The organism is Streptomyces prunicolor NBRC 13075, from assembly GCF_000367365.1.
GTDB classification, from domain to species: Bacteria; Actinomycetota; Actinomycetes; order Streptomycetales; family Streptomycetaceae; genus Streptomyces; species Streptomyces prunicolor.
In genome coordinates, this window is the sequence record NZ_BARF01000089.1 from 1 (window position 1) to 25,180 (window position 25,180).

Consider the following 25,180-nt stretch of genomic DNA (forward strand, 5'->3'; position numbering starts at 1 on the left):
CCGCTGGCCGGGGTGGGAAGGCGGTGCGGTGCCTTGCGGGCGGCCCGACAGGGGCGGGGGCGCGCCAGCTGGAGTGGGAAGCGGTGCGGGTGCCCTGCGGGCGGCACGAGGAGGGTTGGGGTGGGCTCGGCACCGCCGGGATGGGTTGTGGTGGGTGCTCGCCGTTGCGGCGGGAATTTGTGCGGGTCGGATCGAAGGGCCCGGCGGGGCTGCGAAAGCGGCGGGGGCGGTGCGCTACCGGCGGGGCAGTGCGGGTACCGGCTGCTGCGCCGCAGTGGGTGTTCGCGGCGTGGTTTCGTGCGGGCCCAGTCAGTGAACCGGGGAAGGCGAGGCGGCACCAGCGGGTGTTCACGGCGTCGCAACGGAGTTTCCGTGCAGGTCAGGTCAACGAACCAGTTGCGAGGCAACGTCAGCAGGCACGTCGTGAGGTAGGGAGGCGCAGGAGACGAGCTACCCCCACCACGCCACCCGAGCCGACACACGGCTGAGAGACAGCTACGTCTACCACCCCACCCGGCCGGCACACGGACGGGAGACGACCTTCCCCCACCGCGCACCCCGGCCGGCACACGGACGGGAGAGGACCAGCCGCCCCACCCCCGCCGGCACCCGCGCGGGAGACGACCAGCCCCACCCACCACCCCACCCCAGCCGACTCACCCCCACCGCCGACCACTGAAACCCCCGCACATCCCCCGCCCAACCGCCGGAGGCTAGTGCGCGGCCGACTCCCAGTCCGGCCCCACGCCCACCGAGACGTCCAGTGGTGCCCGGAGGTGGACCGCGCCGGCCATCGCGTGGCGGACGAGTTCCTCCGTCGCCGCCCGTTCCCCAGGGGCGATCTCCAGGACGATTTCGTCGTGGACCTGGAGGAGCATGCGGGACTTGAGGTCGGCCTCGCGGAGGGCGGTGTCGACCTTGAGCATGGCCATCTTGACGATGTCCGCCGCGGTGCCCTGGATGGGGGCGTTGAGCGCCATGCGCTCGGCGGCCTCGCGGCGTTGGCGGTTGTCGCTGTTGAGGTCGGGGAGGTAGCGGCGGCGGCCGAAGAGGGTCGCCGTGTAGCCCGTCGCCCGTGCCTCGTCGACCGCGCGGCGCAGATAGTCCCGGACGCCGCCGAAGCGCTCGAAGTACGTGTCCATCAGGACCCGTGCCTCGCCCGCGTCGATGTTCAGCTGCTGGGAGAGGCCGAAGGCGGACAGGCCGTAGGCGAGGCCGTACGACATCGCCTTGATCTTGCGGCGCATCTCCGCGTCGACCGCGGAACCCTCGACCGAGAACACCTGGGAGGCGACCGTGGTGTGCAGGTCCTCGCCCGAGGTGAACGCCTCCAACAGGCCCTCGTCCTCGGAGAGATGGGCCATCACACGGAGCTCGATCTGGCTGTAGTCCGCGGTCATCAGGGACTCGTAGCCTTCACCCACCACGAAGCCACGGCGGATCGCCCTGCCCTCGTCCGTGCGGACCGGGATGTTCTGCAGGTTCGGGTCCGTCGAGGAGAGGCGACCCGTCGCCGCCACTGTCTGGTTGAACGTGGTGTGGATGCGGCCGTCCGTCGCGATCGTCTTGATCAGGCCCTCTACGGTGACGCGCAGCTTCGCCTGTTCGCGGTGGCGGAGCATGATGACCGGCAGTTCGTTCTCGGTCTGGTTGGCCAGCCAGGCCAGGGCGTCCGCGTCCGTCGTGTAGCCGGTCTTCGTCTTCTTTGTTTTGGGCAGGCCCAGTTCGCCGAAGAGGACCTCCTGGAGCTGCTTGGGCGAGCCGAGGTTGAACTCGTGCCCCGCCGCCGCGTGCGCCTCCTTCACCGCCTGCTGCACGGCACCGGCGAACATCTGCTCCATGGCCTCCAGGTGCGCCTTGTCGGCCGCGATGCCGGACCGCTCCAGGCGGGCCAGCAGGATCGACGTGGGCAGCTCCATGTCGCGGAGCAGGTCCGCCGCGCCGACCTCCTGGAGGCGCTCCCCGAAGGCGTCGCCCAGGTCGAGGATCGCGCGGGCCTGCACCATCAGGGCGTCCGCCTCGGCGCCGTCGTCCGCGCCGAACGCGAGCTGGCCGTCGGCCGTGGCGGCGGGGGCAAGTTCGCGGCCGAGGTACTCCAGGGAGAGTGCGTCCAGGTCGAAGGAGCGGCGGCCGGGCTTGACCAGGTAGGCGGCGAGCGCGGTGTCCATGGAGATGCCGGCGATCGTCCAGCCGTGCTCGGCGAAGACCCGCATCGCGCCCTTGGCGTTGTGGAACACCTTGGGGCGGTCGGCGTCGGACAGCCAGGCCGCGAACGCGTTCTCGTCGCTCTCGTCCAGCTCGGCGGGGTCGAACCAGGCGGCCGCTCCCCCGGCGGTGGCGAGCGCGACCTCGGTCACCGAACCGGAGCCGAGCGCCCAGGTGTCGACGGTGGCGACGCCGAGGGGCTCGGTGCCGTAGTCGGCGAGCCAGCCGGTCAGTTCGCCGGTGGAGAGGACCGAGCCGTCGACCGCCACACCGCTCTCGGCGGGCGGGGTCGCGTCGGCCTCCTCGTTGCCCGGGTCGACGGCCAGCAGGCGCTCGCGCAGCGAGGGGTTGCGGATCTCCAGGGTGTCGAGAACCATCGCGAGGGCCGTGCGGTCGTACGGAGCGCGCTCCAGGTCGAGAACTGTCTTGGGCAGTTCGACGTCCTTGACCATCTCGGTCAGCCGGCGGTTGAGCTTGACGGCGTCCAGGTGGTCGCGGAGGTTCTGCCCGGCCTTGCCCTTGACCTCGTCGACGCGCTCCACCAACTCCGTGAACGAACCGAACTGGTTGATCCACTTCGCGGCGGTCTTCTCGCCGACGCCGGGGATGCCCGGGAGGTTGTCGGACGGGTCGCCGCGCAGCGCAGCGAAGTCCGGGTACTGGGCGGGCGTCAACCCGTACTTCTCGACGACCTTCTCCGGAGTGAACCGGGTCAGCTCGGAGACGCCCTTCGTCGGGTACAGGACCGTGGTGTGGTCGGACACCAGCTGGAACGAGTCCCGGTCTCCGGTGACGATCAGCACGTCGAAGCCCTCGGCCTCGGCCTGGGTGGCGAGCGTGGCGATGACGTCGTCGGCCTCGAAGCCGTCGACCGCGAACCGGGACACGTGCATCGTGTCGAGCAGCTCGCCGATTAGCTCGACCTGGCCCTTGAACTCGTCCGGGGTCTTGGAACGGTTCGCCTTGTACTCGGTGAACTCCTCGGAGCGCCAGGTTTTGCGGGACACGTCGAACGCCACCGCGAAGTGCGTGGGTGCCTCGTCGCGCAGGGTGTTGGCCAGCATCGACGCGAAGCCGTAGATCGCGTTCGTCGGCTGGCCCGTCGCGGTCGTGAAGTTCTCCGCGGGCAGCGCGAAGAACGCGCGGTACGCAAGCGAGTGCCCGTCCATCAGCATCAGCCGTGGACGGTCTCCGCCGGAGGTGTTCCCGGAGGTCTTGTCGGTCTTCTTCGATGCTGTCTCTGCCACGACCCCGATCCTGCCACGCCCCACTGACAGTCGGAGTCACGGTCACCGCGTCGGAGGTCACGGTCGCGACGGCGGGCTCGCGCCGGGGGTGGCGGAAGTCGCCGCCGCGACGGCGGGAGCGCCAGCCGAATTCATCGTGGCCCGTGGCGCGGAGGCGCATGCCAAGGCGGGGGTGGAGGCAGTCCGCGGAAGGCGAGTCCACGGAAGGCGGAGCGGAGGTGGTGAGCCCGGTCGCCTCGCGGCAACGGTCGTAGGACAACCGCCGGACCAGCGGCACCCGCAATGGCGAGGAGCCGGACAAGCCCGCCCCGCTCCCTCCCTACCCCACTCCGCGCCCCGCACCACTCCTCTCCCCGCCCCCCCTCACACACCCGCCGCCCCACCCCTCCCCCGAACCCATAGATCCCGCGAACCGACCTCGGCGCTGTCACTGCCCCGTGCGAGGATCGGAGATGTAGTGCACATGTGCCAGCGAAGGAGGGCCCGCGATGGCCACGAAGCCGCCCAAGGGTGATCCGGTCCAGGACGCCCCGCAGGTCACCGAGCCCAAGCACGCCGCGGCCGGACTCCCGGCGATCGGGCACACGTTGCGCATCGCCCAGCAGCAGATGGGCGTGAAACGCACCGCGTTGACGCTGCTGCGGGTCAATCAGAAGGACGGCTTCGACTGCCCGGGCTGCGCCTGGCCGGAGCCGGAGCACCGGCACGCGGCGGAGTTCTGTGAGAACGGCGCGAAGGCGGTCGCCGAGGAGGCCACCCTGCGCCGGGTCACCCCGGAGTTCTTCGCGGCCCATCCGGTGGCCGATCTCGCGACCCGCAGCGGGTATTGGCTGGGCCAGCAGGGGCGTCTGACGCATCCCATGTATCTCCCCGAAGGGGCCGAGCACTACGAACCGGTCTCCTGGGAGCGTGCCTTCGACATCGTCGCGGAGGAGATCGCCGCCCTCGGCTCCCCGGACGAGGCGCTCTTCTACACCTCGGGCCGCACCAGCAACGAGGCCGCGTTCCTGTACCAGTTGTTCGCGCGGGAGCTGGGCACCAACAACTTGCCGGACTGCTCGAACATGTGCCACGAGTCGTCGGGTTCGGCGCTGACCGAGACGATCGGCATCGGCAAGGGCAGCGTCCTGCTGGAGGACCTCTACCAGGCCGACCTGATCGTCGTCGCCGGCCAGAACCCGGGCACCAACCACCCGCGCATGCTCTCCGCCCTGGAGAAGGCCAAGGCCAACGGCGCGAAGATCATCAGCGTCAACCCGCTGCCCGAGGCTGGCCTGGAGAAGTTCAAGAACCCGCAGACGCCGCAGGGCATGCTCAAGGGCGCCGCCCTCACCGACCTGTTCCTCCAGATCCGCATCGGCGGCGACCAGGCCCTCTTCCGCCTCCTGAACAAGCTCGTCCTGGAGACTGAGGGTGCGGTCGACCAGACCTTCATCGACGAACACACCCACGGCTACGAGGAGTTCGCCGCCGCCGCGCGGGACGCCGACTGGGACGAGACGCTCCTCGCCACCGGCCTGACCCGCCCGGAGATCGAGAAGGCCCTGGAGATGGTCCTCGCCTCCGAGCGCACCATCGTGTGCTGGGCGATGGGCCTCACCCAGCACAAGCACGCCGTCCCGACCATCCGCGAGGTCGTCAACTTCCTTCTGCTGCGCGGCAACATCGGCCGCCCCGGCGCCGGCGTGTGCCCGGTGCGCGGCCACAGCAACGTGCAGGGCGACCGCACGATGGGCATCTTCGAGCGCCCCGCACCCGCCTTCCTGGACGCCCTGGAGAAGGAGTTCGGCTTCGCCCCGCCGCGCGAGCACGGCTACGACGTCGTCGCCGCGATCCGCGCCCTGCGCGACGGCGACGCGAAGGTGTTCTTCGCCATGGGCGGCAACTTCGTGTCCGCCTCCCCCGACACCGAGGTCACCGAAGCCGCCATGCGGCGCGCCAGCCTCACCGTGCACGTGTCGACGAAGCTGAACCGCTCGCACGCCGTCACGGGCGCGCGTGCCCTGATCCTGCCCTGCCTGGGCCGTACCGAGCGCGATCTCCAGGGCGGCGGCGAGCAGTTCGTGACCGTCGAGGACTCCATGGGCATGGTGCACGCCTCGCACGGCCGCCTGGAGCCCGCGAGCAAGCACCTGCTGTCCGAGCCGGCCATCGTCGCCCGCCTCGCCCGCCGTGTCCTCGGCGCCGCGTCCCGCACGCCCTGGGAGGAGTTCGAGAAGGACTACGCGACGATCCGCGACCGCATCGCGCGCGTGATCCCCGGCTTCCAGGACTTCAACAAGCGTGTCGCGCACCCCGGAGGCTTCGCCCTCCCGCACGCCCCGCGCGACGAACGCCGCTTCCCGACCACCACCGGCAAGGCCAACTTCACCGCCGCACCCGTCGAATACCCCGAACTGCCCGAAGGGCGCCTGCTGTTGCAGACACTGCGCTCGCACGACCAGTACAACACCACGATCTACGGCCTCGACGACCGCTACCGGGGCATCAAGAACGGCCGCCGGGTCGTCATGGTCCACCCCGACGACGCCGCCCGGCTGGGGATCGCCGACGGGTCGTACGTCGATCTGGTCGGCGAGTGGAAGGACGGGGTGGAGCGGCGGGCGCCCGGTTTCCGGGTCGTGCACTATCCGACCGCGCGGGGCTGCGCCGCCGCCTACTACCCCGAGACCAACGTCCTGGTCCCCCTGGACGCCACCGCCGACACCAGTAACACCCCGGCCAGCAAGTCCGTCGTCGTACGTCTGGAACAATCGAGCACCGACTGAGCGTTCGCTCAGCCGTCGGTCAGGTGCATCAGCCAGGCGTAGGACGAACGGAGTCGGCCCCATGGGCGAGCAGCAGCACGGGAAGTTCCCGCAGGACGTCATCGACGAGTACTCGGCTCTCGGCATCGACCTGGTAGCCCTCTTCTCCGCGGGGCACCTCGGCACCAGGATGGGCGTGGAGATCGTCGAGGCGTCCGCCGAGCGCGTCGTCGGCACCATGCCCGTCGAGGGCAACACCCAGCCGTACGGGCTGCTGCACGGCGGCGCCTCCGCCGTCCTAGCCGAGACCCTCGGCTCGCTCGGGTCGATGCTGCACGGCGGCAGCACGAAGCTCGCCGTCGGCGTCGACCTGAACTGCACCCACCACCGCGGCGCCCGCTCCGGCCTCGTCACCGGCGTCGCCACGCCCGTGCACCGGGGCCGCTCGACGGCGACGTACGAGATCGTGATCAGTGACGAGGACGGGCGACGGGTGTGCACCGCGCGGCTGACGTGCATGCTGCGGGACGTGCGGCCGGGCGACCCCATCCCCGCGAACACCACCGGCTGACAGCTCCTCCCACGCTGCGAACCGGGCCTGAACCGGCCTTGAACCGGAGGATCTTGACCCCGTCTTCCGCACCCCCGTCCGCTCCCCTACCGTTTCCCCATGAGGCTGCCGGCATGAGCGGTATCGGGCCCGTCGAATCCGTCGACTCACCGGAGATCGACGGGAGTTGTGACGTCATCGGGGGCGACTCGCCCCGCCTGACGGACCATTGGCACACCCTGCCGCAGCGCACCCGCAGGGCCGTGCTCACTGCGGGCACGGTCACCGCCGTCGCCGTCGGAGCCGTCCTCCTGCCGCCCTTCCACGACGGGCGGCAGGACGAGCCGACCCCACCCGTCCCGTGGCCCGCGAACATCACCGAATGGCGCTACACCGGGCTCGCCCAGACCACCGACACCCCCACCACGACCGGCTTCTTCCGCTTCGCGGTCACCGTGGAAAGCGGACCTCCCGTCGCCATAAGGGTCATCGGCGCCGCCTTCGACGGGCTCACCGCCCAGGCCGTCCCCGATCCTTCCTTCACCGTCCGCACCGGAGCGACCCGCCGCGTAACGGTGGAGATTTCGGTTTCCGACTGTTCGGGACTGCCCCTGAATGCGGACCTAGCCTTTCTGGACGTAACGCTGCGTAACACGCGCGCAATACAACACCACAGTTTCATCTTCGGCAGCGCCTACTCCAACGACCTTTCTCAGCTCCTCCACAGGGCCTGCGGCACGACAAAGGCCAGGCCAGGCCCACGGCCAAGCGGAAGTGCAGGTTCTCAAAATGTGGACCGAAACTGAACTCCGCCAAACCGGCCGAGACCCACCCTCCACGATCCCCGCCAACCTGCACGTCATAACAAGAAAGTCACAAGCCAGCTCACGACGATGCCCATGCCCACAGACCGGGCTTAGAGTCACGGCCAGTCACCGCTCCATCGGGAGTTGGGTACCAGCGCAGCACCTTGCCGCTCCAAACGGGGGCGACTGTGCCTGCGGAAAGGACTGATTGTGCGACAGCGTTCTTTGGTGATACTGACCTCCGTTCTCACGACCGGAGCTCTGACCCTCACCGCCTGCGGCTCCCGGGACAGCGGTAGCAAAAGTGACAGCGGGTCGACCACCCTGACCATCGGCGTCGACGCCCCGCTGTCCGGTGAGAACTCCACCACCGGTCTCGGCATCCAGTACGGCGTCCAGATCGCCGTGGACGACGCCAACAAGAACAACTGGGTCCCCGGCGTCAAGTTCAAGGTCAAGGCCCTGGACGACAAGGCGCAGCCCGCCACCGGCCAGTCCAACGCCACCGCCTTCACCGGCGACAGCAGCGTCGTCGGCGCCGTCGGCCCGCTGAACTCCGGCGTCGCGCTCTCCATGCAGAAGGTGTTCGCCTCGGCCAACATGGTCGAGATCTCCCCCTCGAACACCGACCCCAGCCTCACCCAGGGCAAGAACTGGGCGACCACCAAGACGCGGCCGTACAAGACGTACTTCCGTACCGCCACCACCGACGCCCTCCAGGGTGGCTTCGCCGCCGACTACGCGTTCAACGGCCTCAAGAAGAAGAAGGCCTACGTCGTCGACGACAAGCAGACCTATGGCGCCGGCCTGGCCGGGATCTTCAACAGCGGCTTCAAGAAGCTCGGCGGCACCATCGCCGGTACCGACCACGTCAACACCGGCGACACCGACTTCAGCTCGCTCGTCACCAAGATCAAGAACTCCGGCGCCGACCTGGTCTACTACGGCGGCCAGTACGACGAGTCGGAGAAGATCACCAAGCAGCTCAAGGCAGCCGGCGTCAAGATCCCGCTGTTCGGCGGTGACGGCATGTACGCCACCACGTACATCCAGACCGCCGGCAAGGCCGCCGAAGGCGACCTCGCCACCTCCGTCGGCGTCCCCGTCGACACCCTGCCCGCCGCCAAGGCCTTCGTCTCCACCTACAAGGCCAAGGGCTACAAGGGTGACTACGGCGCCTACGGCGGCTACTCCTACGACGCCGCCTCCGCCATCATCAAGGCCGTGAAGGCCGTCAAGGACGCCAACGACGGCAAGCTGCCCGACAGCAACGACCTCCGCTCCAAGGTCGTCGACGCCGTACAGAAGTCCGACTTCGAAGGCATCACCGGCAAGGTCACCTTCGACCAGTACGGCGACACCGGCAACAAGCAGCTCACCGTCTACCAGGTCACCAACGGCGCCTGGAAGGCCGTGAAGACCGGTACCTTCACCGGCTGATCCCAGCCACAGCACCACCGCACCACGGGCCGCGCGGAAGGAGGATCCCGACCGCGCGGCCCGTTGTCACACCCCCCCACCCCCAGGCACGCGATCTGTGCACACGACCACCAGCGACAATGGAGGCCACGCGGTGAACACCCTGCCGCAGCAGCTGGCCAACGGGCTGCTCCTCGGCTCGATGTACGGGCTGATCGCCATCGGCTACACGATGGTGTACGGCATCGTCCAGCTCATCAACTTCGCGCACGGCGAGATCTTCATGACCGGCGCCTTCGGCGCCCTCACGGTCTACGCCTACATCCTGCCCGACGGCACCTCGATGGTGGTCGCGGTACCACTCATGCTGATCGGCGGCGGAATCGTCTCCGTCCTCGTCGCGGTAGGGGCCGAACGATTCGCCTACCGCCCCCTGCGGCAAGCACCACGGCTGGCGCCCCTCATCACCGCCATCGGCCTCTCACTGGCGCTCCAGGAAGTCGTCCGGAACTTCTACCCGGGCGCCGACAAGGACCGCTCCTTCCCCAGCCTCGACGGCAGCCACGACATCGGCTCGGTCACCATCACCGACGCCGACATCTTCCTCGTGGTGGCCGCCATCGTCTGCATGTCCGGTCTCGCCTGGTTCGTCCGCAAGAGCCGCACCGGCCGCGCCATGCAGGCCACCGCCCAGGACCCGGACACCTCCCAGCTCATGGGCATCGACACCAACCGCATCATCGTCATAGCCTTCGCCATCGGCGGCTTCTTCGCCGCCGTAGCAGCCGTCTCCTACGGCCTGAAGTACGGCAACATCGGCTACCGCATGGGCTTCCTGATGGGCCTCAAGGCCTTCACCGCGGCCGTCATGGGCGGCATCGGCAACATCTACGGCGCCATGCTCGGCGGAGTCGTCCTCGGCGTCGCCGAGACCCTCGCCTCCGCCTACATCAACCACATCCCCGGCATGCAGCAGCTCGGCGGATCCGGCTGGGCCAACGTCTGGGCCTTCTGTCTCCTCATCCTCGTACTGCTGTTCAGGCCACAAGGCCTGCTCGGCGAACGCGTCGCGGACAGGGCGTGATCACATGACCGAGACGACCGAGAACCCTCAGACAGCGGCCACCGCCCCCGCGGCACAGCGTGGCCTCATCCCGCTGCCCCTCGCGACGGCCCGCGCTCTCCTGCTGGCCGGCGGCATCCTCACCACCGCCTCCACCTTCCTGCGCTGGACCTGGACCTCCGACTTCCCCGGCGACCTCACCGTCAACGGCTACCCCGGCGGCCTCCAGGTCCTCACCCTCATCGCGGGCATCATCACCGCCCTCTTCGCCGTCTCCACCTACGGCGTCCGAGGACTCGGCTGGCTCCTGCCCGCCCGCAACAACGCACCCCTCGTCCTCACCGCCCTCAGCGGCTTCGCCGTCACCTGGTACACGGTGATCTCGATCGCCGCCGAACTCGGCGGCATCGTCAACTGGGAACCCGGCACCTACATCGCCGCTGTCGCCTCCCTGCTCCCCGTCATCGGCGCCCTCGCCTTCCCGCAGGACGCCACCGACAGCACCAAGGAAGCGCTCAAGGCGTACATCGCCAAGGCCGACCATGTCCCGGCCCCCCAGGCCACCGCGCCCTGGATCCAGCGACTTGCCATCACCATCGTCGCCGCCCTCGGCCTCACGGTCTTCGCCTACGGCATCGACGCCGAGGACGAACTCTTCATCGGCTTCCTCATCGTCGTCGTCTTCACCGCCTGGGCCCTGCAGACGGCCGGTCTCTTCGACCGCTTCAGCCGCCTCACCGCCGACAACCGCAGCTTCGCCCTCGCCATGGGCTTCGTCGCCGCGATCGGCTTCCCCTTCACCCAGACCAACGACCACTACGCCAACCTCGGCGTCAACATCCTGATCTTCGGAACCGTCGCCCTCGGCCTCAACATCGTCGTCGGCCTCGCCGGACTCCTCGACCTCGGCTATGTCGCCTTCCTCGGTGTCGGCGCCTACACCGCCGCCCTGGTCTCCGGCTCCGAGTTCTCCAAGTTCTCCGGCGTCCAGTTCCCCTTCTGGGCCGCCGCCCTCACCGGTGCGGCCGCCAGCCTGGTCTTCGGCGTCCTCATCGGCGCCCCGACCCTGCGCCTGCGCGGCGACTACCTCGCCATCGTGACCCTCGGCTTCGGAGAGATCTTCCGCATCGCCGTCAACAACATGGACGGCGTCTCCGGCCCCGACATCACCAACGGCCCCAACGGCATCCCGTCCATCCCCGACCTGTCGTTCTTCGGCTTCGACTTCGGCCAGAACCACGACATCGCCGGATTCACCATCGGCCGGTTCGCCAACTACTACCTGCTCATGGTCCTGATCAGTGCCCTCGTCGTCACGATCTACCGCCGCGCCTCCGACTCCCGCATCGGCCGATCCTGGATCGCCATCCGCGAGGACGAGACCGCCGCCACCGCCATGGGCATCAACGGCTTCCGCGTCAAGCTCATCGCGTTCGCCCTCGGCGCCACCCTCGCCGGCCTCGCCGGCACCGTCAGCGCCCACGTCACCTACAGCGTGGTGCCGAACCCGTACCAGTTCGCCGGAGCGGCCCCGCCCAACTCCGCGTTCCTGCTGGCCGCCGTCGTCCTCGGCGGCATGGGCACCGTCTCCGGACCCTTCCTCGGCGCGGCCCTGCTCTACCTGCTCCCGGAGAAGCTCGTGGCGCTCCAGGACAAGTCGCTGCTCGCCTTCGGCATCGCGCTCATCCTCCTGATGCGCTTCCGCCCCGAGGGGATCATCCCCAACCGCCGACGCCAGCTGGAATTCCACGAGACCGGCCAACTCGACGTACCGGACACCACGACCCTGACCGACGAACCGGCCATCACCAAGGCAGGGGCGTAGAGAGCCATGACGACACCTGTACTCGAAGCCCGTGACGTCACCATGCGCTTCGGCGGCCTCACCGCCGTCCGCTCCGTCGACTTCACCGTCAACGCCGGCGAGATCGTAGGCCTCATCGGCCCCAACGGCGCCGGCAAGACCACCTTCTTCAACTGCCTCACCGGCCTCTACGTCCCCACCGAGGGCACGGTCTCCTACCAGGGCACGGTCCTTCCGCCGAAGCCCCACCTGGTCACCAAGGCCGGCATCGCCCGCACCTTCCAGAACATCCGTCTGTTCGCCAACATGACGGTCCTGGAGAACGTGCTGGTCGGCCGCCACACCCGCACCAAGGAAGGCCTCTGGTCGGCCCTCCTGCGCGGCCCCGGCTTCAAGCGGGCCGAAAAGGCGAGCGAAGAACGCGCCATGGAACTCCTGGAGTTCATCGGCCTCGCCCACAAGCGCGACCACCTGGCACGCAACCTCCCCTACGGCGAACAGCGCAAGCTGGAGATCGCACGCGCCCTGGCCTCCGAGCCGGGTCTCCTGCTGCTCGACGAACCGACCGCCGGCATGAACCCCCAGGAGACGCGGGCGACCGAGGAGTTGGTCTTCGCCATCCGCGACAAGGGCATCGCCGTCCTCGTCATCGAGCACGACATGCGCTTCATCTTCAACCTCTGCGACCGCGTCGCCGTCCTCGTCCAGGGCGAGAAACTCGTCGAAGGCACCTCCGACGTCGTCCAGGCCGACGAACGCGTCGTGGCCGCCTACCTCGGCGAACCCTTCGAACCCACACCCGAGGACACCCAGCCCGCGGCGGAAGCGGAGAGCACCACCAGCACCAAGGGAGAAGCCCAGTGACCGCACTGCTAGAGGTCGAGGACCTCAGGGTCTCCTACGGCAAGATCGAAGCCGTCAAGGGCATCTCCTTCAGCGTCGAGGCCGGCCAGGTCGTCACCCTCATCGGCACCAACGGCGCCGGCAAGACGACCACCCTGCGCACCCTCTCCGGCCTGCTGCAGCCCTCCGGCGGCAACATCACCTTCGACGGCAAACCGCTGAAGAACGTCCCCGCACACAAGATCGTCTCCCTCGGGCTGGCCCACTCCCCCGAAGGCCGACACATCTTCCCCCGCCTCACCATCGCCGAGAACCTCCAGCTCGGCGCCTTCCTCCGCAAGGACAAGGAAGGCATCGAGAAGGACATCCAGCGCGCCTACGACCTCTTCCCGATCCTGGGAGAGCGCCAGAAGCAGGCCGCGGGAACCCTCTCCGGCGGTGAGCAGCAGATGCTGGCAATGGGCCGCGCGCTCATGTCCCAGCCGAAGCTGCTGATGCTGGACGAACCGTCCATGGGTCTCTCGCCGATCATGATGCAGAAGATCCTGGCGACGATCGTGGAGCTCAAGGCCTCCGGCACGACGATCCTCCTCGTCGAACAGAACGCCCAGGCGGCCCTGTCGCTCGCCGACCAGGGCCACGTCATGGAGGTCGGCAACATCGTCCTCTCCGGCACGGGCCAGGACCTGCTGCACGACGAGTCGGTACGGAAGGCGTACCTCGGCGAGGACTGAGTCTTCGCCTCCCGGTCGCTTCCGGTTGTTTTCTACGACGAGGCCCGCGCCCCCAGCTTCGGGGGCGCGGGCCTCGTCGTAGGTACCGTCGTGGATGGGCCGGTGTCAGCCCTTCGAGGACTTCTTCTCGTCCGCGTCCTGGATGACCGCCTCGGCGACCTGCTGCATGGACATCCGACGGTCCATCGACGTCTTCTGGATCCAACGGAACGCGGCCGGCTCGGACAGCCCGTACTCGGTCTGGAGAATCGACTTCGCCCGGTCGACCAGCTTGCGGGTCTCCAGCCGCAGCGTGAGGTCGGCGACCTCCTGCTCCAACTGCTTGAGCTCGGTGAAGCGCGAAACGGCCATCTCGATCGCGGGCACGACGTCACTCTTGCTGAAGGGCTTCACGAGGTACGCCATCGCACCGGCGTCCCGCGCCCGCTCGACGAGGTCGCGCTGCGAGAAGGCGGTGAGCATCAGTACGGGAGCGATGCCCTCCTCGGCGATCTTCTCGGCCGCGGAGATGCCGTCCAGCTTGGGCATCTTCACGTCGAGGATCACCAGGTCGGGCTTGTGCTCACGGGCCAGCTCGACGGCCTGCTCACCATCACCGGCCTCACCGACGACGGTGTACCCCTCTTCTTCGAGCATCTCTTTGAGATCGAGCCGAATCAGGGCCTCGTCCTCGGCGATGACGACACGGGTCGTCAGCGGAGGCACGTGCGACTTGTCGTCGTCGGGCGCGTCTACGGGCTGGGGCGACTCGGGGGCGGTCACGGGGGCTCCTCGTTCAGGGCACGGGGGTAGTGCTGACAAGAGCCTACCTAGCTGCGATAAGGTGGGGGCACAGCGGGAGACCGTTGACCTTGGTTTCCGAGGAAGCCCCGGTAGTCCAGCGGTAGAGACAATGGATTCAAAACCCATCAAGCGTCGGTTCGAATCCGACTCGGGGCACTTTTCCTTCAAATCGAAGGCAAACATTTAAAGCGGAGGTTCACGTTCGCGTGAACCTCCGCTTTTCGCTGCGTGTCGCGATCCGCTCCTGGCAGGACCGACTCGAACCCCTGTTCAGCATCGCGAACCCGGCCCCCGGACCGTCTGCCGACGCGTGGCCCGGGCTCATCCAACTGTCCCGCGAGGCCATAGCGAAGGTGCGCCCCGGCATCGGCGTCTTCGCACTCCAGAAGGAGGGACATCTCCGTCGCCCGCAAAGCCCCAGTCGCCCTCATGGACACCCACGTGGGCCCCAAACACTGACCCCACAACATGACGCGTCACAACCCACCCCCACCCCCTTTGTGACCTGCCCCAATTCCCCGCGCGGGCGTTGACCGGGCCGAACCCCACCCGCGATGTTCGACCGCATGACACCCCTGAACAGACGAGGTTTCGTCGCGGCCGCCGCCGGTGCCGCCGCGGCTGCCGTAGCGATGAGCCCGGAATCCGCCGCAGCCCTCGGCCAGGAGCAGAGCGACACAGACATGGACGAGATCGACTTCTCGAACAAAGACGACTTCGCAGCCGCCGACAAGGGATTCATCGCCGCCCTGAAGCCCGGAGTCGCCAAGAACGCGGCCGGAGACGTCATTTGGGACAACGACGCCTACGCCTTCCTCAAAGGCAACGCCCCGAGGACCGCCGACGCGAGTCTCTGGCGTATGTCTCAACTCACCCGGAAACAGGGGCTGTTCAAGGTCACCGACCGGATCTATCAGGTCCGCGGACTCGACCTCTCCAACATGACGATCGTGGAGGGCGACACCGGTGTCATCGTGATCGACCCCCTGATCTCAGCCGAAACCGCCGCCGCGGCGCTCAAGTTGTACCGCGACCACGTCGCCGACAAAGAAGTGACCGGCCTCATCTACACGCACCCGCACGTCGACCACTACGGCGGCTGCCGAGGCGTCCTCCCGAACGGCGCCGGTGACGTGCCGATCATCGCCCCTGAGGGTTTCATGGAGCACGCCGTCTCCGAGAACGTATACGCGGGCACGGCGATGACCCGCCGGTCCGTCTACATGTACGGCGCCCAACTCCCCAAGGGCCCTGCCGCGCACGTCGGTTGCGGGCTCGGGCAGAACATCTCCACCGGGACCATCGGGCTCCTCGAACCCACCCGGTACGTCTCGGCCACCGGGCAACGGCTCACCGTCGACGGTGTCGTCATGGAGTTCCAGCTGACGCCGGGGACGGAGGCGCCCGCCGAGATGAACTTCCTGTTCCCCGATCTCCGGGCCGTGTGCATGGCCGAGAACGCCACGCACACGATGCACAACATCATCACGCTGCGCGGCGCCCAGGTCCGGGACGCGAAGGAGTGGGCGGCGTATCTGACGGAGTCGATCGGGCTCTACGGCGGTCGGGTCGACGTCGCCTTCGCGTCGCACCACTGGCCGACCTGGGGGAACGACGAGATCGTCGCCCTGCTCGAAGCGCAGCGGGATCTGTACGCGTACATGCATGACCAGACCCTGCGAATGCTCAACTCCGGTCTCACGGTGCGCGAAATCGCGGCGGAGTTCCAACTGCCGCCCGCGCTCGCGGAGGTGTGGGCGAACCGGGGTTATTACGGGTCCATCAGCCATAACGTGAAAGGTATTTACCAGCGCTACATGGGCTGGTTCGACGCCAATCCGGCTCATCTCTGGGAACATCCGCCGGTTGCCGAGGCGAAGCGATACGTCAAGGCGTTGGGCGGCATCACCCTCGCCGTGTCGAAAGCACGTGAATTCGTCCGCGACGGAGATCTCCGGTTCGCCGCCACTCTTCTCAACCATTGCGTATTCGCCGAGCCCGATCGGAAGAAACCCAGGCAACTCCTCGCCCAGGTCTACGAAAAGCTGGCGTACACGACGGAGAACGCGGTCTGGCGGAACTTCTGTCTCACGGGTGCGATGGAGTTGCGGAAGGGGGTGAAACCGCCTTCGGCGACTTCCGACAGTACCGATGTGAAAGCGGCTCTCTCCGTCGATCAGCTCATCGATGCCATGTCCGTGCGGGTCGACGGGCCGAAGGCGTGGGATCTCGACCTGGCCATGGACTGGTATCTGCCGGGGCAGGCCACGTACTGGCATCTACGGCTGAAGCACGGTGTGTTGACGCGTACGTCGGGTGCCTCACCCAACCCCTCCGCCGGGCTGACGCTCACCATGAACAAGGTGCAGTTGTTGCAGCTGTTGGCCGGGAAGGGGTTGGGGGCGATTCAGGTGTCCGGGGACGTCACGTCGCTGACCGCGTTGTTCTCGGTGCTCGTGACGCCTACGGCGGACTTCGCGATCGTCACGCCGTGGGCGCAACTTGTCGCCGCCTAAGCCTACTTGGGGCTGTCGTCCTCGCCCACGTGGTGCACACGGACGAGGTTCGTCGAGCCGGCCACTCCGGGCGGGGAACCCGCCGTGATGACGACGATGTCGCCCTTCTCGCAGCGGCCGTGCTTGAGGAGGAGTTCGTCGACCTGGTCCACCATCGCGTCGGTGGAGTCGACGTGGGGGCCGAGGATCGTCTCCACGCCCCAGGTGAGGTTGAGTTGGGCGCGGGTGGCCGGGTCCGGGGTGAAGGCCATGACCGGGATCGGCGAGCGGTAGCGGGAGAGGCGGCGGACCGTGTCACCGGACTGGGTGAAGGCGACGAGGTACTTCGCGCCGAGGAAGTCGCCCATCTCGGCGGCGGCTCGGGCGACGGCGCCGCCCTGGGTGCGGGGCTTGTTGCGCTCGGTCAGCGGGGGCAGGCCCTTGGCGAGGATGTCTTCCTCGGCGGCCTCGATGATGCGGGCCATGGTGGTGACGGTGGCGATGGGGTACTTGCCGACGCTGGTCTCGCCGGACAGCATCACCGCGTCCGTGCCGTCGATCACGGCGTTCGCCACATCCGAGGCTTCCGCCCTGGTCGGGCGGGAGTTCTCGATCATCGAGTCGAGCATCTGGGTGGCGACGATGACCGGCTTGGCGTTGCGCTTGGCCAGTTTGATCGCGCGCTTCTGGACGATCGGGACCTGTTCGAGGGGCATCTCCACGCCCAGGTCGCCGCGGGCCACCATGATGCCGTCGAAGGCGGCGACGATGTCGTCGATGGCCTCGACCGCCTGGGGCTTTTCGACCTTGGCGATGACGGGGAGGCGGTGGCCCTCCTCGTCCATGATGCGGTGGACCTCGTCGATGTCCTTGCCGCTGCGGACGAAGGACAGCGCGATCACGTCGAAGCCCGCGCGCAGGGCCCAGCGGAGGTCGTCCTCGTCCTTGTCGGAGAGGGCGGGGACCGAGACGGCGACTCCGGGGAGGTTGAGGCCCTTGTGGTCGGAGATCATGCCGCCTTCGACGACCTCGGTGTGGACGCGGGGGCCGTCGACGGAGGTGACTTCGAGGCAGACCTTGCCGTCGTCGACGAGGACGCGTTCGCCGGGGGTGACGTCGGTGGCGAGGCCGGCGTAGGTCGTGCCGCAGGACTGGCGGTCGCCTGCCGCGCCTTCTTCGACGGTGATGGTGAAGGTGTCTCCGCGTTCAAGGAGTACGGGGCCTTCGGTGAAGTGGCCGAGTCGGATCTTCGGGCCTTGAAGGTCGGCGAGCATTCCGACGCTGCGGCCGGTCTCCTCGGCGGCCTTTCGGACGCGCTGGTAGCGCTCCTCGTGTTCGGCGTGGGTGCCGTGGCTGAGGTTGAAGCGGGCTACGTCCATTCCGGCTTCGACCAGGGCTTTGATCTGGTCGTACGAGTCGGTTGCGGGGCCCAAGGTACAGACGATTTTCGCTCGGCGCATGGTTTGAGCCTAGACCTTACCCATGGGTAGGGAATTGGCCGTGCATGACTACTCAACAACCTTTGGGTGAAGGCTTATTGACAAGGCTTGAATGTGCGGCGGGGTGCTCCGATGAGCGTTCCGCACGGTCGAATGAAAGGGTGGGCTAAAGGGTGGGCTTATAGACGCGGCGGCGCCATCGTGAAGCGTGCGTTGACCTGGGCGTAGACGGTCTGCCGTTGGGGTTCCAGGTCGAGGGGCGCCGCGGTGGTGTCCTCGCCCCCGCCTGCGGCGAAGGACATGGAGCGCATACGGCTCTGGGGGGCGCCGTAGGTCTGGGCGTTCTCGGCGCCGATGTCGGCCAGCTCCACCAGCGCGGCCAGCGTCGTACCCAGTGCTTCGGCGTATTCGCGGGCGCGTTGGACGGCTTCGTGGACTGCTTGCTGGCGGGCCTTGCGGTGGACGGGTGAGTCGGGGCGCAGGGCCCACCAGGGGCCGTCGACGCGGGTGAGGTCGAGGTCGGCGAGGCGGGTGGTGAGTTCGCCGAGGGCGGTGAAGTCGGCGAGTTCGGCGGTGACGTTGACCCTGCCGTGGTAGCGGTGGACGCGTTCGCCGCGGCCGTGCTTGGTGAGTTCGGGGGTGATGGAGAAGCCGCCGGTCTCCAGGCGTTCGACGGCCTCGCCGTAGCTCTTGACCAGGTCGAGGACGGTGGCGTTGCGGCGGGTGAGGTCGTCGAGGGCGGTGCGGCGGTCGGTGCCGCGGGCGGCGACGGTGATGCCGATGCGGGCGATCTCGGGGTCGACTTCGAGGCGGGCCTCGCCCCGGACGGCGATGCGGGGGGCGTCGGGGGTGCCGTAGGGGACGGGGGGTTGGGGTTCGTCTGCGGGCGCGGTCATGTGTCCCACTGTGTCATTCACCGGTGGGTCACAGCTTGTGGTGGTCACCAGATCGAAACCTGCGGGGGCTGTTGCGTCAGGTAAGAAACGGGTCAGAATCTACGCGCGTTGTTGACCGTTTCCCGAGGAGATCCAGACATGCCCTTGAACCGCCGGAAGTTCCTGAAGAAGTCCGCCGTGACGGGCGCCGGGGTCGCGCTGGCCGGCGCGGCGGCGGCTCCGGCGGCGCAGGCCGCGGAGCAGAAGAAGCCGGGCAAGCACCCCAAGCGGTACTCGCTGACTGTGCTGGGCACGACGGACCTGCACGGGCATGTCTTCAACTGGGACTACTTCAAGAACGCGGAGTACTCCGACGCCAAGGGCAACGCGATGGGTCTGGCGCGGGTGTCGACCCTGGTGAACCAGATCCGCCAGGAGAAGGGGCGGCGGAACACGCTGCTGCTGGACGCGGGCGACACGATCCAGGGCACCCCGCTGACGTACTACTTCGCGAAGGTGGACCCGATCACCGCCAAGGGCGGCCCGGTGCACCCGATGGCGCAGGCGATGAACGCGATCGGGTACGACGCGGCGGCGCTGGGCAACCACGAGTTCAACTACGGCATCGAGACGCTGCGGAAGTTCGAGGACCAGTGCCGCTTCCCGCTGCTCGGGGCGAACGCGCTGGACGCGAAGACGCTGAAGCCCGCCTTCCCGCCGTACTTCATCAAGAAGTTCCAGGTGCCGGGCGCTCCGCCGGTGAAGGTGGCGGTGCTCGGCCTCACGAACCCCGGCATCGCGATCTGGGACAAGGCGTATGTGCAGGGGAAGTTGACGTTCCCGGGGCTTGAGGAGCAGGCGGCGAAGTGGGTGCCGAAGCTCAGGTCGATGGGGGCGGATGTCGTCGTCGTGTCGGCGCACTCCGGGTCGTCGGGGACGTCGTCGTACGGTGACCAGCTGCCGTACGTGGAGAACTCGGCGGCGCTCGTCGCGCAGCAGGTGCCGGGGATCGACGCGATTCTCGTGGGCCACGCGCACGTGGAGATCCCGGAGTTGAAGGTCACGAACACGGCGACGGGCAAGACGGTCGTGCTGTCCGAACCGCTGTGCTACGCCGAGCGGTTGAGCGTGTTCGACTTCGAGTTGGTCTTCGAGAAGGGGCGTTGGACCGTCGAGTCGGTGGCGGCGTCGCTGCGGGACGCGAAGACGGTCGCGGACGACCCGAAGATCACGCGGCTGCTGAAGGACGAGCACGCGCTGGTCGTGGAGTACGTCAACCAGGTGGTCGGTACGGCGACGGCGACGCTGACGACGGTCGACGCGCGGTACAAGGACGCCCCGATCATCGACCTGATCACCAAGGTCCAGGAGGACGTGGTGAAGGCGGCGTTGGTGGGGACGGCGTACGCGTCGCTGCCGGTGATCGCGCAGGCGTCGCCGTTCTCGCGGACCTCGGAGATCCCGGCGGGCAACGTGACGATCCGGGATCTGTCGGGTCTGTACGTGTACGACAACACGCTGGTCGCGAAGCTGCTGACGGGTGCTCAGGTGCGGGCGTACCTGGAGTACTCGGCGGAGTACTTCGTGCAGACGGCGGCGGACGCGGTGATCGACACGGAGAAGCTGACGAACGCGAACGGCCGCCCGGACTACAACTACGACTACGTGTCCGGGTTCTCGTACGACATCGACATCGCGCAGGCGGCGGGTTCGCGGATCAAGAACCTCACCTACAACGGTGCGGCGCTGGACGACACGCAGCAGTTCGTGCTGGCGGTGAACAACTACCGGGCGAACGGCGGCGGTGCGTTCCCGCATGTGGCGTCGGCGACCGAGGTGTGGTCGGAGTCGACGGAGATCCGGACGCGGATCGCGGAGTGGGCGACCGCGAAGGGTGTGCTGGATCCGGCCGGCTTCGCCTCGGTGGACTGGAAGTTGACGCGGAACGGCACGCCGGTTTTCTGAAGCATCCCGGTCTTCTGAAGCACGCGGTGTTCTAGAGCTTGAACAGGGTTGTGTCCACGGCGTCGGCGAGGGCTTTCGCGCCGGCGTCGTTGACGTGGAGGCCGTCGCCGGCATTGAACTCGGCCCGGATACGGGCGGGTTGAGCGGGGTCCGCGACGGCGGCGGCGGTGTCGGCGACGGCGTCGAAGGGGTGGTCGTCGCCGAGGAGCCAGGCGTTGATCTCCGCGCGGGTGGCCTGGCCGGCAGCGCTGTCGAAGCCGTCGTAGGTCGCGCCCTGGTAGGTGCCGAGGGTGCAGGCGATGACGGTCAGTCCGGCGGTGTGGAGGCGGTCGGCGAGGGTGGTGAGGCCGGCGATGAACTCGGCGGCGGTGGGGCCTTCGGCGGGTTCGGGGTGGGCGATGACACCGGGCAGACCGAGGTCGTTGAGCCCGATGTGGACGAGGACGTGGCTGACGCCGGGGACGGCGAGGACGTCGTGGTCTATGCGGGCCAGGAGGTGTTCGCCGATGCCGTCGGTGAGCAGTCGATTGCCGGAGAGGCCCTGGTTGACGATCCAGCCGCGGTCGAGGCGGCGGCCGAGTTGGGACGGGAAGCTGTTGTCGGCTCCGGGGGTGGTGGCGGCGCCCTCGATCCAGGAGTCGCCGAAGGCGACGACGATGCGGGTGTCGGCGGGGGCCAGGACGTCGACTCCGGCGAGGAGGTGGCCGGTGCTGAACTCCTCGGCGCCGTCGAGGACTTCGGCGTCGAGTCGGCTGCCGGGTGCGGCGTGCCCGATGTCGTGGGCGACCGGTGAGAAGGTGGTCGGTCCGGTGTCGCCCGGGAGATGGAGGCTGAGGGCCAGCTCCTGCCCGGCGCTGAACGGCTGGTGGACCGGGTCGCTGACGAGTTCCTCACCGGCGGGGATCGTGGCGGTCGCGGTGCCGGAGAAGGTCAGCGGGATGTCGGTCGCGGGGGCGATACCGCTGCCGCGGGTGCGGGTGGCGAGGTGGGCGCCGCCGATCTCCAGGGGTGCGGTGCCGTAGCGGTTGCTGAGCCTGACGCGGAGTGCCTCGCCTCCTCCGGCCAGGCGCAGGGGCTGTCGTACGGTCTGGTCGGTGAAGCTGCGGGAGGGGAAGAGCTGGACGTCCTCGTGGGGCCCCAGGACGGCGGTGCGGTGGGCCGCGATCCAGGTCGTCGTGGTGGTCATGGCGGGCCCAACGCCGCCGCCGTCGAGGTTCTTCCGGCCCTGGCTTCTTTTTACCTTCCTTCGACGAGGGGGGTGAGGGTGCGGGTGGCCTGGCGGGCCGGGGGGATCTGGACCTGGGGGTCAAGTCCGAAGGTGGTGAAGGCGGTTCGGCCGGGGAGGGGGTAAGGCTCCTTGCCCGTGAGGGAGTTGAGGATGGTGGCGCTGCGCCAGGCGGCCAGGCCGAGGTCGGGGGCGCCGACGCCGTGGGTGTGGAGTTCGGCGTTCTGGACGTAGACGTGACAGCCCGCGCCGGTGACGGAGGGGTCGAGCACGAGCCTGAACTGGTCGTCGATGCGCGGGCGTTCGGCGCTGTCGCGGCGCAGGTAGGGGTCGAGCCCGGCGAGGATGCGGCCGAGGGGACGTTCGCGGTAGCCGGTGGCGAGGACGACGGCGTCGGTGGTGAGGCGGGAGCGGGTGTTCTGCTGGAGGTGTTCCAGGTGGAGCTCGACCTTGGTGGTCGCGATGCGGCCCGCGGTGCGGACGCGGACGCCGGGGGTGAGGACGGCGTCGGGCCAACCGCCGTGCAGGGTACGGCGGTAGAGCTCGTCGTGGATGGCGGCGATGGTGTCCGCGTCGATGCCCTTGTGGAGTTGCCACTGCGAGGTGACGAGGCGGTCGCGGACGGGTTCGGCGAGGGCGTGGAAGTAGCGGGTGTAGTCGGGGGTGAAGTGCTCCAGGCCGAGCTTGGAGTACTCCATGGGCGCGAACGCCTCGCTGCGGCCGATCCAGTGGAGCTTCTCGTGTCCCGCGGGGCGGTGGCGGAGCAGGTCGAGGAAGACCTCTGCGCCGGTCTGTCCCGAGCCGATGACGGTGATGTGCTCGGCGGCGAGAAACGTTTCGCGGTGGGCGAGGTAGTCGGCGGCGTGGATGACGGGGACGCCGGGGGCCTCGACGAGGGGCTTGAGCGGGTCGGGGACGTAGGGGGCGGTGCCGACGCCGAGGACGATGTTCTTGGTGTACGTCCGCCCGAGGGCCTCCGCTTCCCCATCGCTGTCGAGCTGGGTGAAGTCGACCTCGAACACGTCGCGTTCGGGGTTGAAGCGGACGGCGTCGACCTGGTGGCCGAAGTGGAGTCCGGGGAGGCTGTCCGCGACCCAGCGGCAGTAGGCGTCGTACTCGGCGCGCTGGATGTGGAAGCGCTCGGCGAAGTAGAAGGGGAAGAGCCGGTCGCGGGCCCGCAGGTAGTTGAGGAAGGACCAGGGGCTGGCGGGGTCGGCGAGGGTCACCAGGTCGGCCAGGAACGGGACTTGGACGGTCGCGCCGTCGATGAGCAGGCCGGGGTGCCAGTCGAAGCCGGGGCGCTGTTCGTAGAAGGCGGTGTCGAGTTCGGTGAGGGGGTGGGCGAGGGCCGCGAGGGAGAGGTTGGACGGTCCGATGCCGATGCCGACCAGATCGCGGGGTGGATCGGGTTCGTGGCGTGGGGGGTTGGGGGTCTGGGGGTGACCCGTCGGGGGGTGGCTCATCGGGGGGTGTTTCCTTCCACCAGTTTCAGGAGGGCGGCCAGGTCGTCGGGCCGGGTGTGGGGGTTGAGGAGGGTGGCCTTGAGCCAGAGCCGGCCGTCGAGCGCGGCCCGGCCGAGGACGGCCCGTCCGTCGGTGAGGAGTTGGCGGCGTACGGCGGCCACGGCGTCGTCGGTGGCCTCGGCGGGCCGGAAGAGGACGGTGCTGATGACGGGTGGGTCGTAGAGCTCGAAGCCGGGGTGGTTGTGGACCATGGCGGCGAACTCCCGTGCCCGGGCGCAGACTTGGTCGACGAGGGTGCCGAGTCCGGTGCGGCCGAGGGTTTTCAGGGTGACGGCGAGTTTGAGGACGTCGGGGCGTCGGGTGGTGCGCATCGAGCGGCCGAGGAGGTCGGGGAGGCCCGCTTCGGTGTCGTCGTCGGCGTTGAGGTAGTCGGCGCGCTGGGTGAGGGCGGCGAGGTCGCGGGGGTGGCGTACGGCGAGGAGGCCGGCGGCGACGGGCTGCCAGCCGAGTTTGTGCAGGTCGAGGGTGACGGTGTGGGCGCGGTCGAGGCCGGCGAGTTTGTCGCGGTGGCGGTCGCTGAAGGTGAGGCCTCCGCCGTAGGCGGCGTCGATGTGGAGGCGGGCGCCGTGGGCGGCGCACAGGCCGGCGATCTCGGGCAGCGGGTCGATGAGTCCGGCGTCCGTGGTGCCGGCGGTGGCGGCGACCAGGACGGAGCCGCGGGGTCCGGGCAGGGCGGTGAGGGCCTCGTCGAGGGCGGCGGGGTCGAGGGTGCCGGCGGGCGCGGGGACGACGACGGGGTCGGGCAGGCCGAGAAGCCAGGCGGCGCGGGGCAGGGAGTGGTGGGCGTTGCTTCCGCAGACCAACTGCACGCTGCCGCCGTTGGCTTCGCGGGCGAGCAGCAGGGCGAGTTGGTTGGCTTCGGTGCCGCCGGTGGTGACGAGGGCGTCGGCGAGGCCGACCTCGTGGGCGAGGGTGCGGGTGACGAGGGCTTCGAGGGCGGAGGCGGCGGGGGCCTGGTCCCAGGAGTCCAGCGAGGGGTTGAGCGCGCTGACGGCGAGGTCGGCGGCGGTGGCGACGGCGAGCGGCGGGCAGTGCAGGTGTGCCGCGCACAGCGGGTCCGCGGGGTCGGCGGCGCCTTCCGCGAGCGCGTGCACGAGGGTGCGCAGGGCGTCGGGGTCGCCGTCGTCGGGGAGTACGTCCCCTACGGCGTCCCGCATACGGGCGGCGACCGCGTCGGGGCCGCCCGCGGGGAACGGGCCGCCGCGGGCCCGGCGGCCGGTGCCGAGAGCGTCGAGGACGGTGCCGAGCAACGGCCGCAGGGCGTCGGGTCCTTCGGGGCCTGAGGCCAGGGGGGCGCTGCTCATGCTGTCCTCCGGGGCGCGTGGCATGGGGAGTTCCAGCTTGTACGCGATTGCGTCGACGCGCCCGGGGAGAACAACGATCGGAACCCGAAAGGGTGTTGTTCCGTGCGAGGTGTGGGTGCCGGTGAGTCTGGGTGACCGTCCCTGAGGGCTGCG

At 68.8% G+C, this 25,180-nt stretch carries 17 protein-coding genes and 1 tRNA gene; 11 read left to right on the top strand and 7 right to left on the bottom strand.

The window, feature by feature from the left end; all coding sequences use genetic code 11:
• Nucleotides 1-713: 713 nt before the first annotated feature.
• On the bottom strand, nt 714-3,452 hold the full coding sequence (polA, locus tag SPR02S_RS37775) for a DNA polymerase I (RefSeq protein WP_019062216.1): 2,739 nt from the start codon (nt 3,450-3,452) through the stop codon (nt 714-716).
• A gap of 488 nt (nt 3,453-3,940) precedes the next feature.
• Between polA and SPR02S_RS37780 the strand changes: the two genes are divergently transcribed.
• The 8 genes from SPR02S_RS37780 to SPR02S_RS37815 all read left to right on the top strand — a co-directional run bounded on the left by SPR02S_RS37780 (nt 3,941) and on the right by SPR02S_RS37815 (nt 13,418).
• The gene (locus tag SPR02S_RS37780; RefSeq protein WP_019062217.1) at nt 3,941-6,220 is read left to right on the top strand and encodes an FdhF/YdeP family oxidoreductase; all 2,280 of its coding nucleotides are present in this window, start codon (nt 3,941-3,943) and stop codon (nt 6,218-6,220) included.
• Between the two features lie 61 nt (nt 6,221-6,281).
• Nucleotides 6,282-6,770, top strand: coding sequence for a PaaI family thioesterase (locus SPR02S_RS37785; RefSeq protein WP_019062218.1), 489 nt, complete (start codon nt 6,282-6,284; stop codon nt 6,768-6,770).
• Between the two features lie 113 nt (nt 6,771-6,883).
• Nucleotides 6,884-7,555 (top strand): hypothetical protein, encoded by a 672-nt coding sequence (locus tag SPR02S_RS37790; protein WP_019062219.1) that lies wholly within the window; start codon nt 6,884-6,886, stop codon nt 7,553-7,555.
• Between the two features lie 225 nt (nt 7,556-7,780).
• Nucleotides 7,781-8,995, top strand: a complete 1,215-nt coding sequence (locus SPR02S_RS37795; RefSeq protein ID WP_026151217.1) for a branched-chain amino acid ABC transporter substrate-binding protein — start codon at nt 7,781-7,783, stop codon at nt 8,993-8,995.
• 133 nt (nt 8,996-9,128) lie between these two features.
• Nucleotides 9,129-10,058, top strand: coding sequence for a branched-chain amino acid ABC transporter permease (locus SPR02S_RS37800; protein WP_019062221.1), 930 nt, complete (start codon nt 9,129-9,131; stop codon nt 10,056-10,058).
• Between the two features lie 4 nt (nt 10,059-10,062).
• Nucleotides 10,063-11,862, top strand: coding sequence for a branched-chain amino acid ABC transporter permease (locus SPR02S_RS37805; RefSeq protein WP_019062222.1), 1,800 nt, complete (start codon nt 10,063-10,065; stop codon nt 11,860-11,862).
• Nucleotides 11,863-11,868: 6 nt separating this feature from the next.
• Nucleotides 11,869-12,705: an ABC transporter ATP-binding protein gene (locus SPR02S_RS37810; RefSeq protein WP_019062223.1), complete on the top strand. Its 837-nt coding sequence runs from the start codon at nt 11,869-11,871 to the stop codon at nt 12,703-12,705.
• Nucleotides 12,702-13,418 (top strand): ABC transporter ATP-binding protein, encoded by a 717-nt coding sequence (locus SPR02S_RS37815; RefSeq protein ID WP_019062224.1) that lies wholly within the window; start codon nt 12,702-12,704, stop codon nt 13,416-13,418. The genes SPR02S_RS37810 and SPR02S_RS37815 overlap by 4 nt, the downstream gene beginning before the upstream one ends.
• Nucleotides 13,419-13,523: 105 nt before the next feature.
• On the opposite strand, the gene SPR02S_RS37820 is transcribed toward SPR02S_RS37815, so the two are convergent.
• Nucleotides 13,524-14,180 carry an ANTAR domain-containing response regulator gene (locus SPR02S_RS37820; protein ID WP_019062225.1) on the bottom strand — a complete coding sequence of 219 codons (657 nt, stop codon included), beginning with the start codon at nt 14,178-14,180 and terminating at the stop codon, nt 13,524-13,526.
• Nucleotides 14,181-14,284: 104 nt separating this feature from the next.
• Between SPR02S_RS37820 and SPR02S_RS37825 the strand changes: the two genes are divergently transcribed.
• Both SPR02S_RS37825 and SPR02S_RS37830 read left to right on the top strand, forming a co-directional pair.
• Nucleotides 14,285-14,357 (top strand) — tRNA-Leu (locus SPR02S_RS37825).
• 410 nt (nt 14,358-14,767) lie between these two features.
• Nucleotides 14,768-16,717 (top strand): alkyl/aryl-sulfatase, encoded by a 1,950-nt coding sequence (locus tag SPR02S_RS37830; protein WP_026151218.1) that lies wholly within the window; start codon nt 14,768-14,770, stop codon nt 16,715-16,717.
• A gap of 2 nt (nt 16,718-16,719) precedes the next feature.
• Here the strand turns inward: SPR02S_RS37830 and pyk are convergent, their stop codons facing one another.
• Both pyk and SPR02S_RS37840 read right to left on the bottom strand, forming a co-directional pair.
• Entirely contained in the window at nt 16,720-18,156 is a 1,437-nt protein-coding gene (pyk, locus tag SPR02S_RS37835; RefSeq protein WP_026151219.1) for a pyruvate kinase, read from the bottom strand.
• A gap of 158 nt (nt 18,157-18,314) precedes the next feature.
• On the bottom strand, nt 18,315-19,031 hold the full coding sequence (locus tag SPR02S_RS37840; protein ID WP_019062228.1) for an SIMPL domain-containing protein: 717 nt from the start codon (nt 19,029-19,031) through the stop codon (nt 18,315-18,317).
• 138 nt (nt 19,032-19,169) lie between these two features.
• Here SPR02S_RS37840 and SPR02S_RS37845 point away from each other — a divergent pair, with 138 nt between their 5' ends.
• The gene (locus SPR02S_RS37845) at nt 19,170-20,975 is read left to right on the top strand and encodes a bifunctional metallophosphatase/5'-nucleotidase (RefSeq protein WP_019062229.1); all 1,806 of its coding nucleotides are present in this window, start codon (nt 19,170-19,172) and stop codon (nt 20,973-20,975) included.
• Nucleotides 20,976-21,006: 31 nt separating this feature from the next.
• Here SPR02S_RS37845 and SPR02S_RS37850 read toward each other — a convergent pair whose 3' ends face one another.
• Genes SPR02S_RS37850 through SPR02S_RS37860 form a run of 3 tightly spaced genes read right to left on the bottom strand, consistent with a single transcriptional unit; the run spans nt 21,007 to nt 25,027 of the window.
• Nucleotides 21,007-22,161 (bottom strand): GDSL-type esterase/lipase family protein, encoded by a 1,155-nt coding sequence (locus SPR02S_RS37850; protein ID WP_019062230.1) that lies wholly within the window; start codon nt 22,159-22,161, stop codon nt 21,007-21,009.
• A gap of 50 nt (nt 22,162-22,211) precedes the next feature.
• Nucleotides 22,212-23,663, bottom strand: coding sequence for a lysine N(6)-hydroxylase/L-ornithine N(5)-oxygenase family protein (locus SPR02S_RS37855; protein ID WP_019062231.1), 1,452 nt, complete (start codon nt 23,661-23,663; stop codon nt 22,212-22,214).
• A complete protein-coding gene (locus SPR02S_RS37860) occupies nt 23,660-25,027 on the bottom strand; it encodes a pyridoxal phosphate-dependent decarboxylase family protein (RefSeq protein WP_026151220.1) in 1,368 nt (455 codons plus the stop codon). Before SPR02S_RS37860 ends, SPR02S_RS37855 begins: the two co-directional genes overlap by 4 nt.
• Between the last annotated feature and the right edge of the window lie 153 nt (nt 25,028-25,180).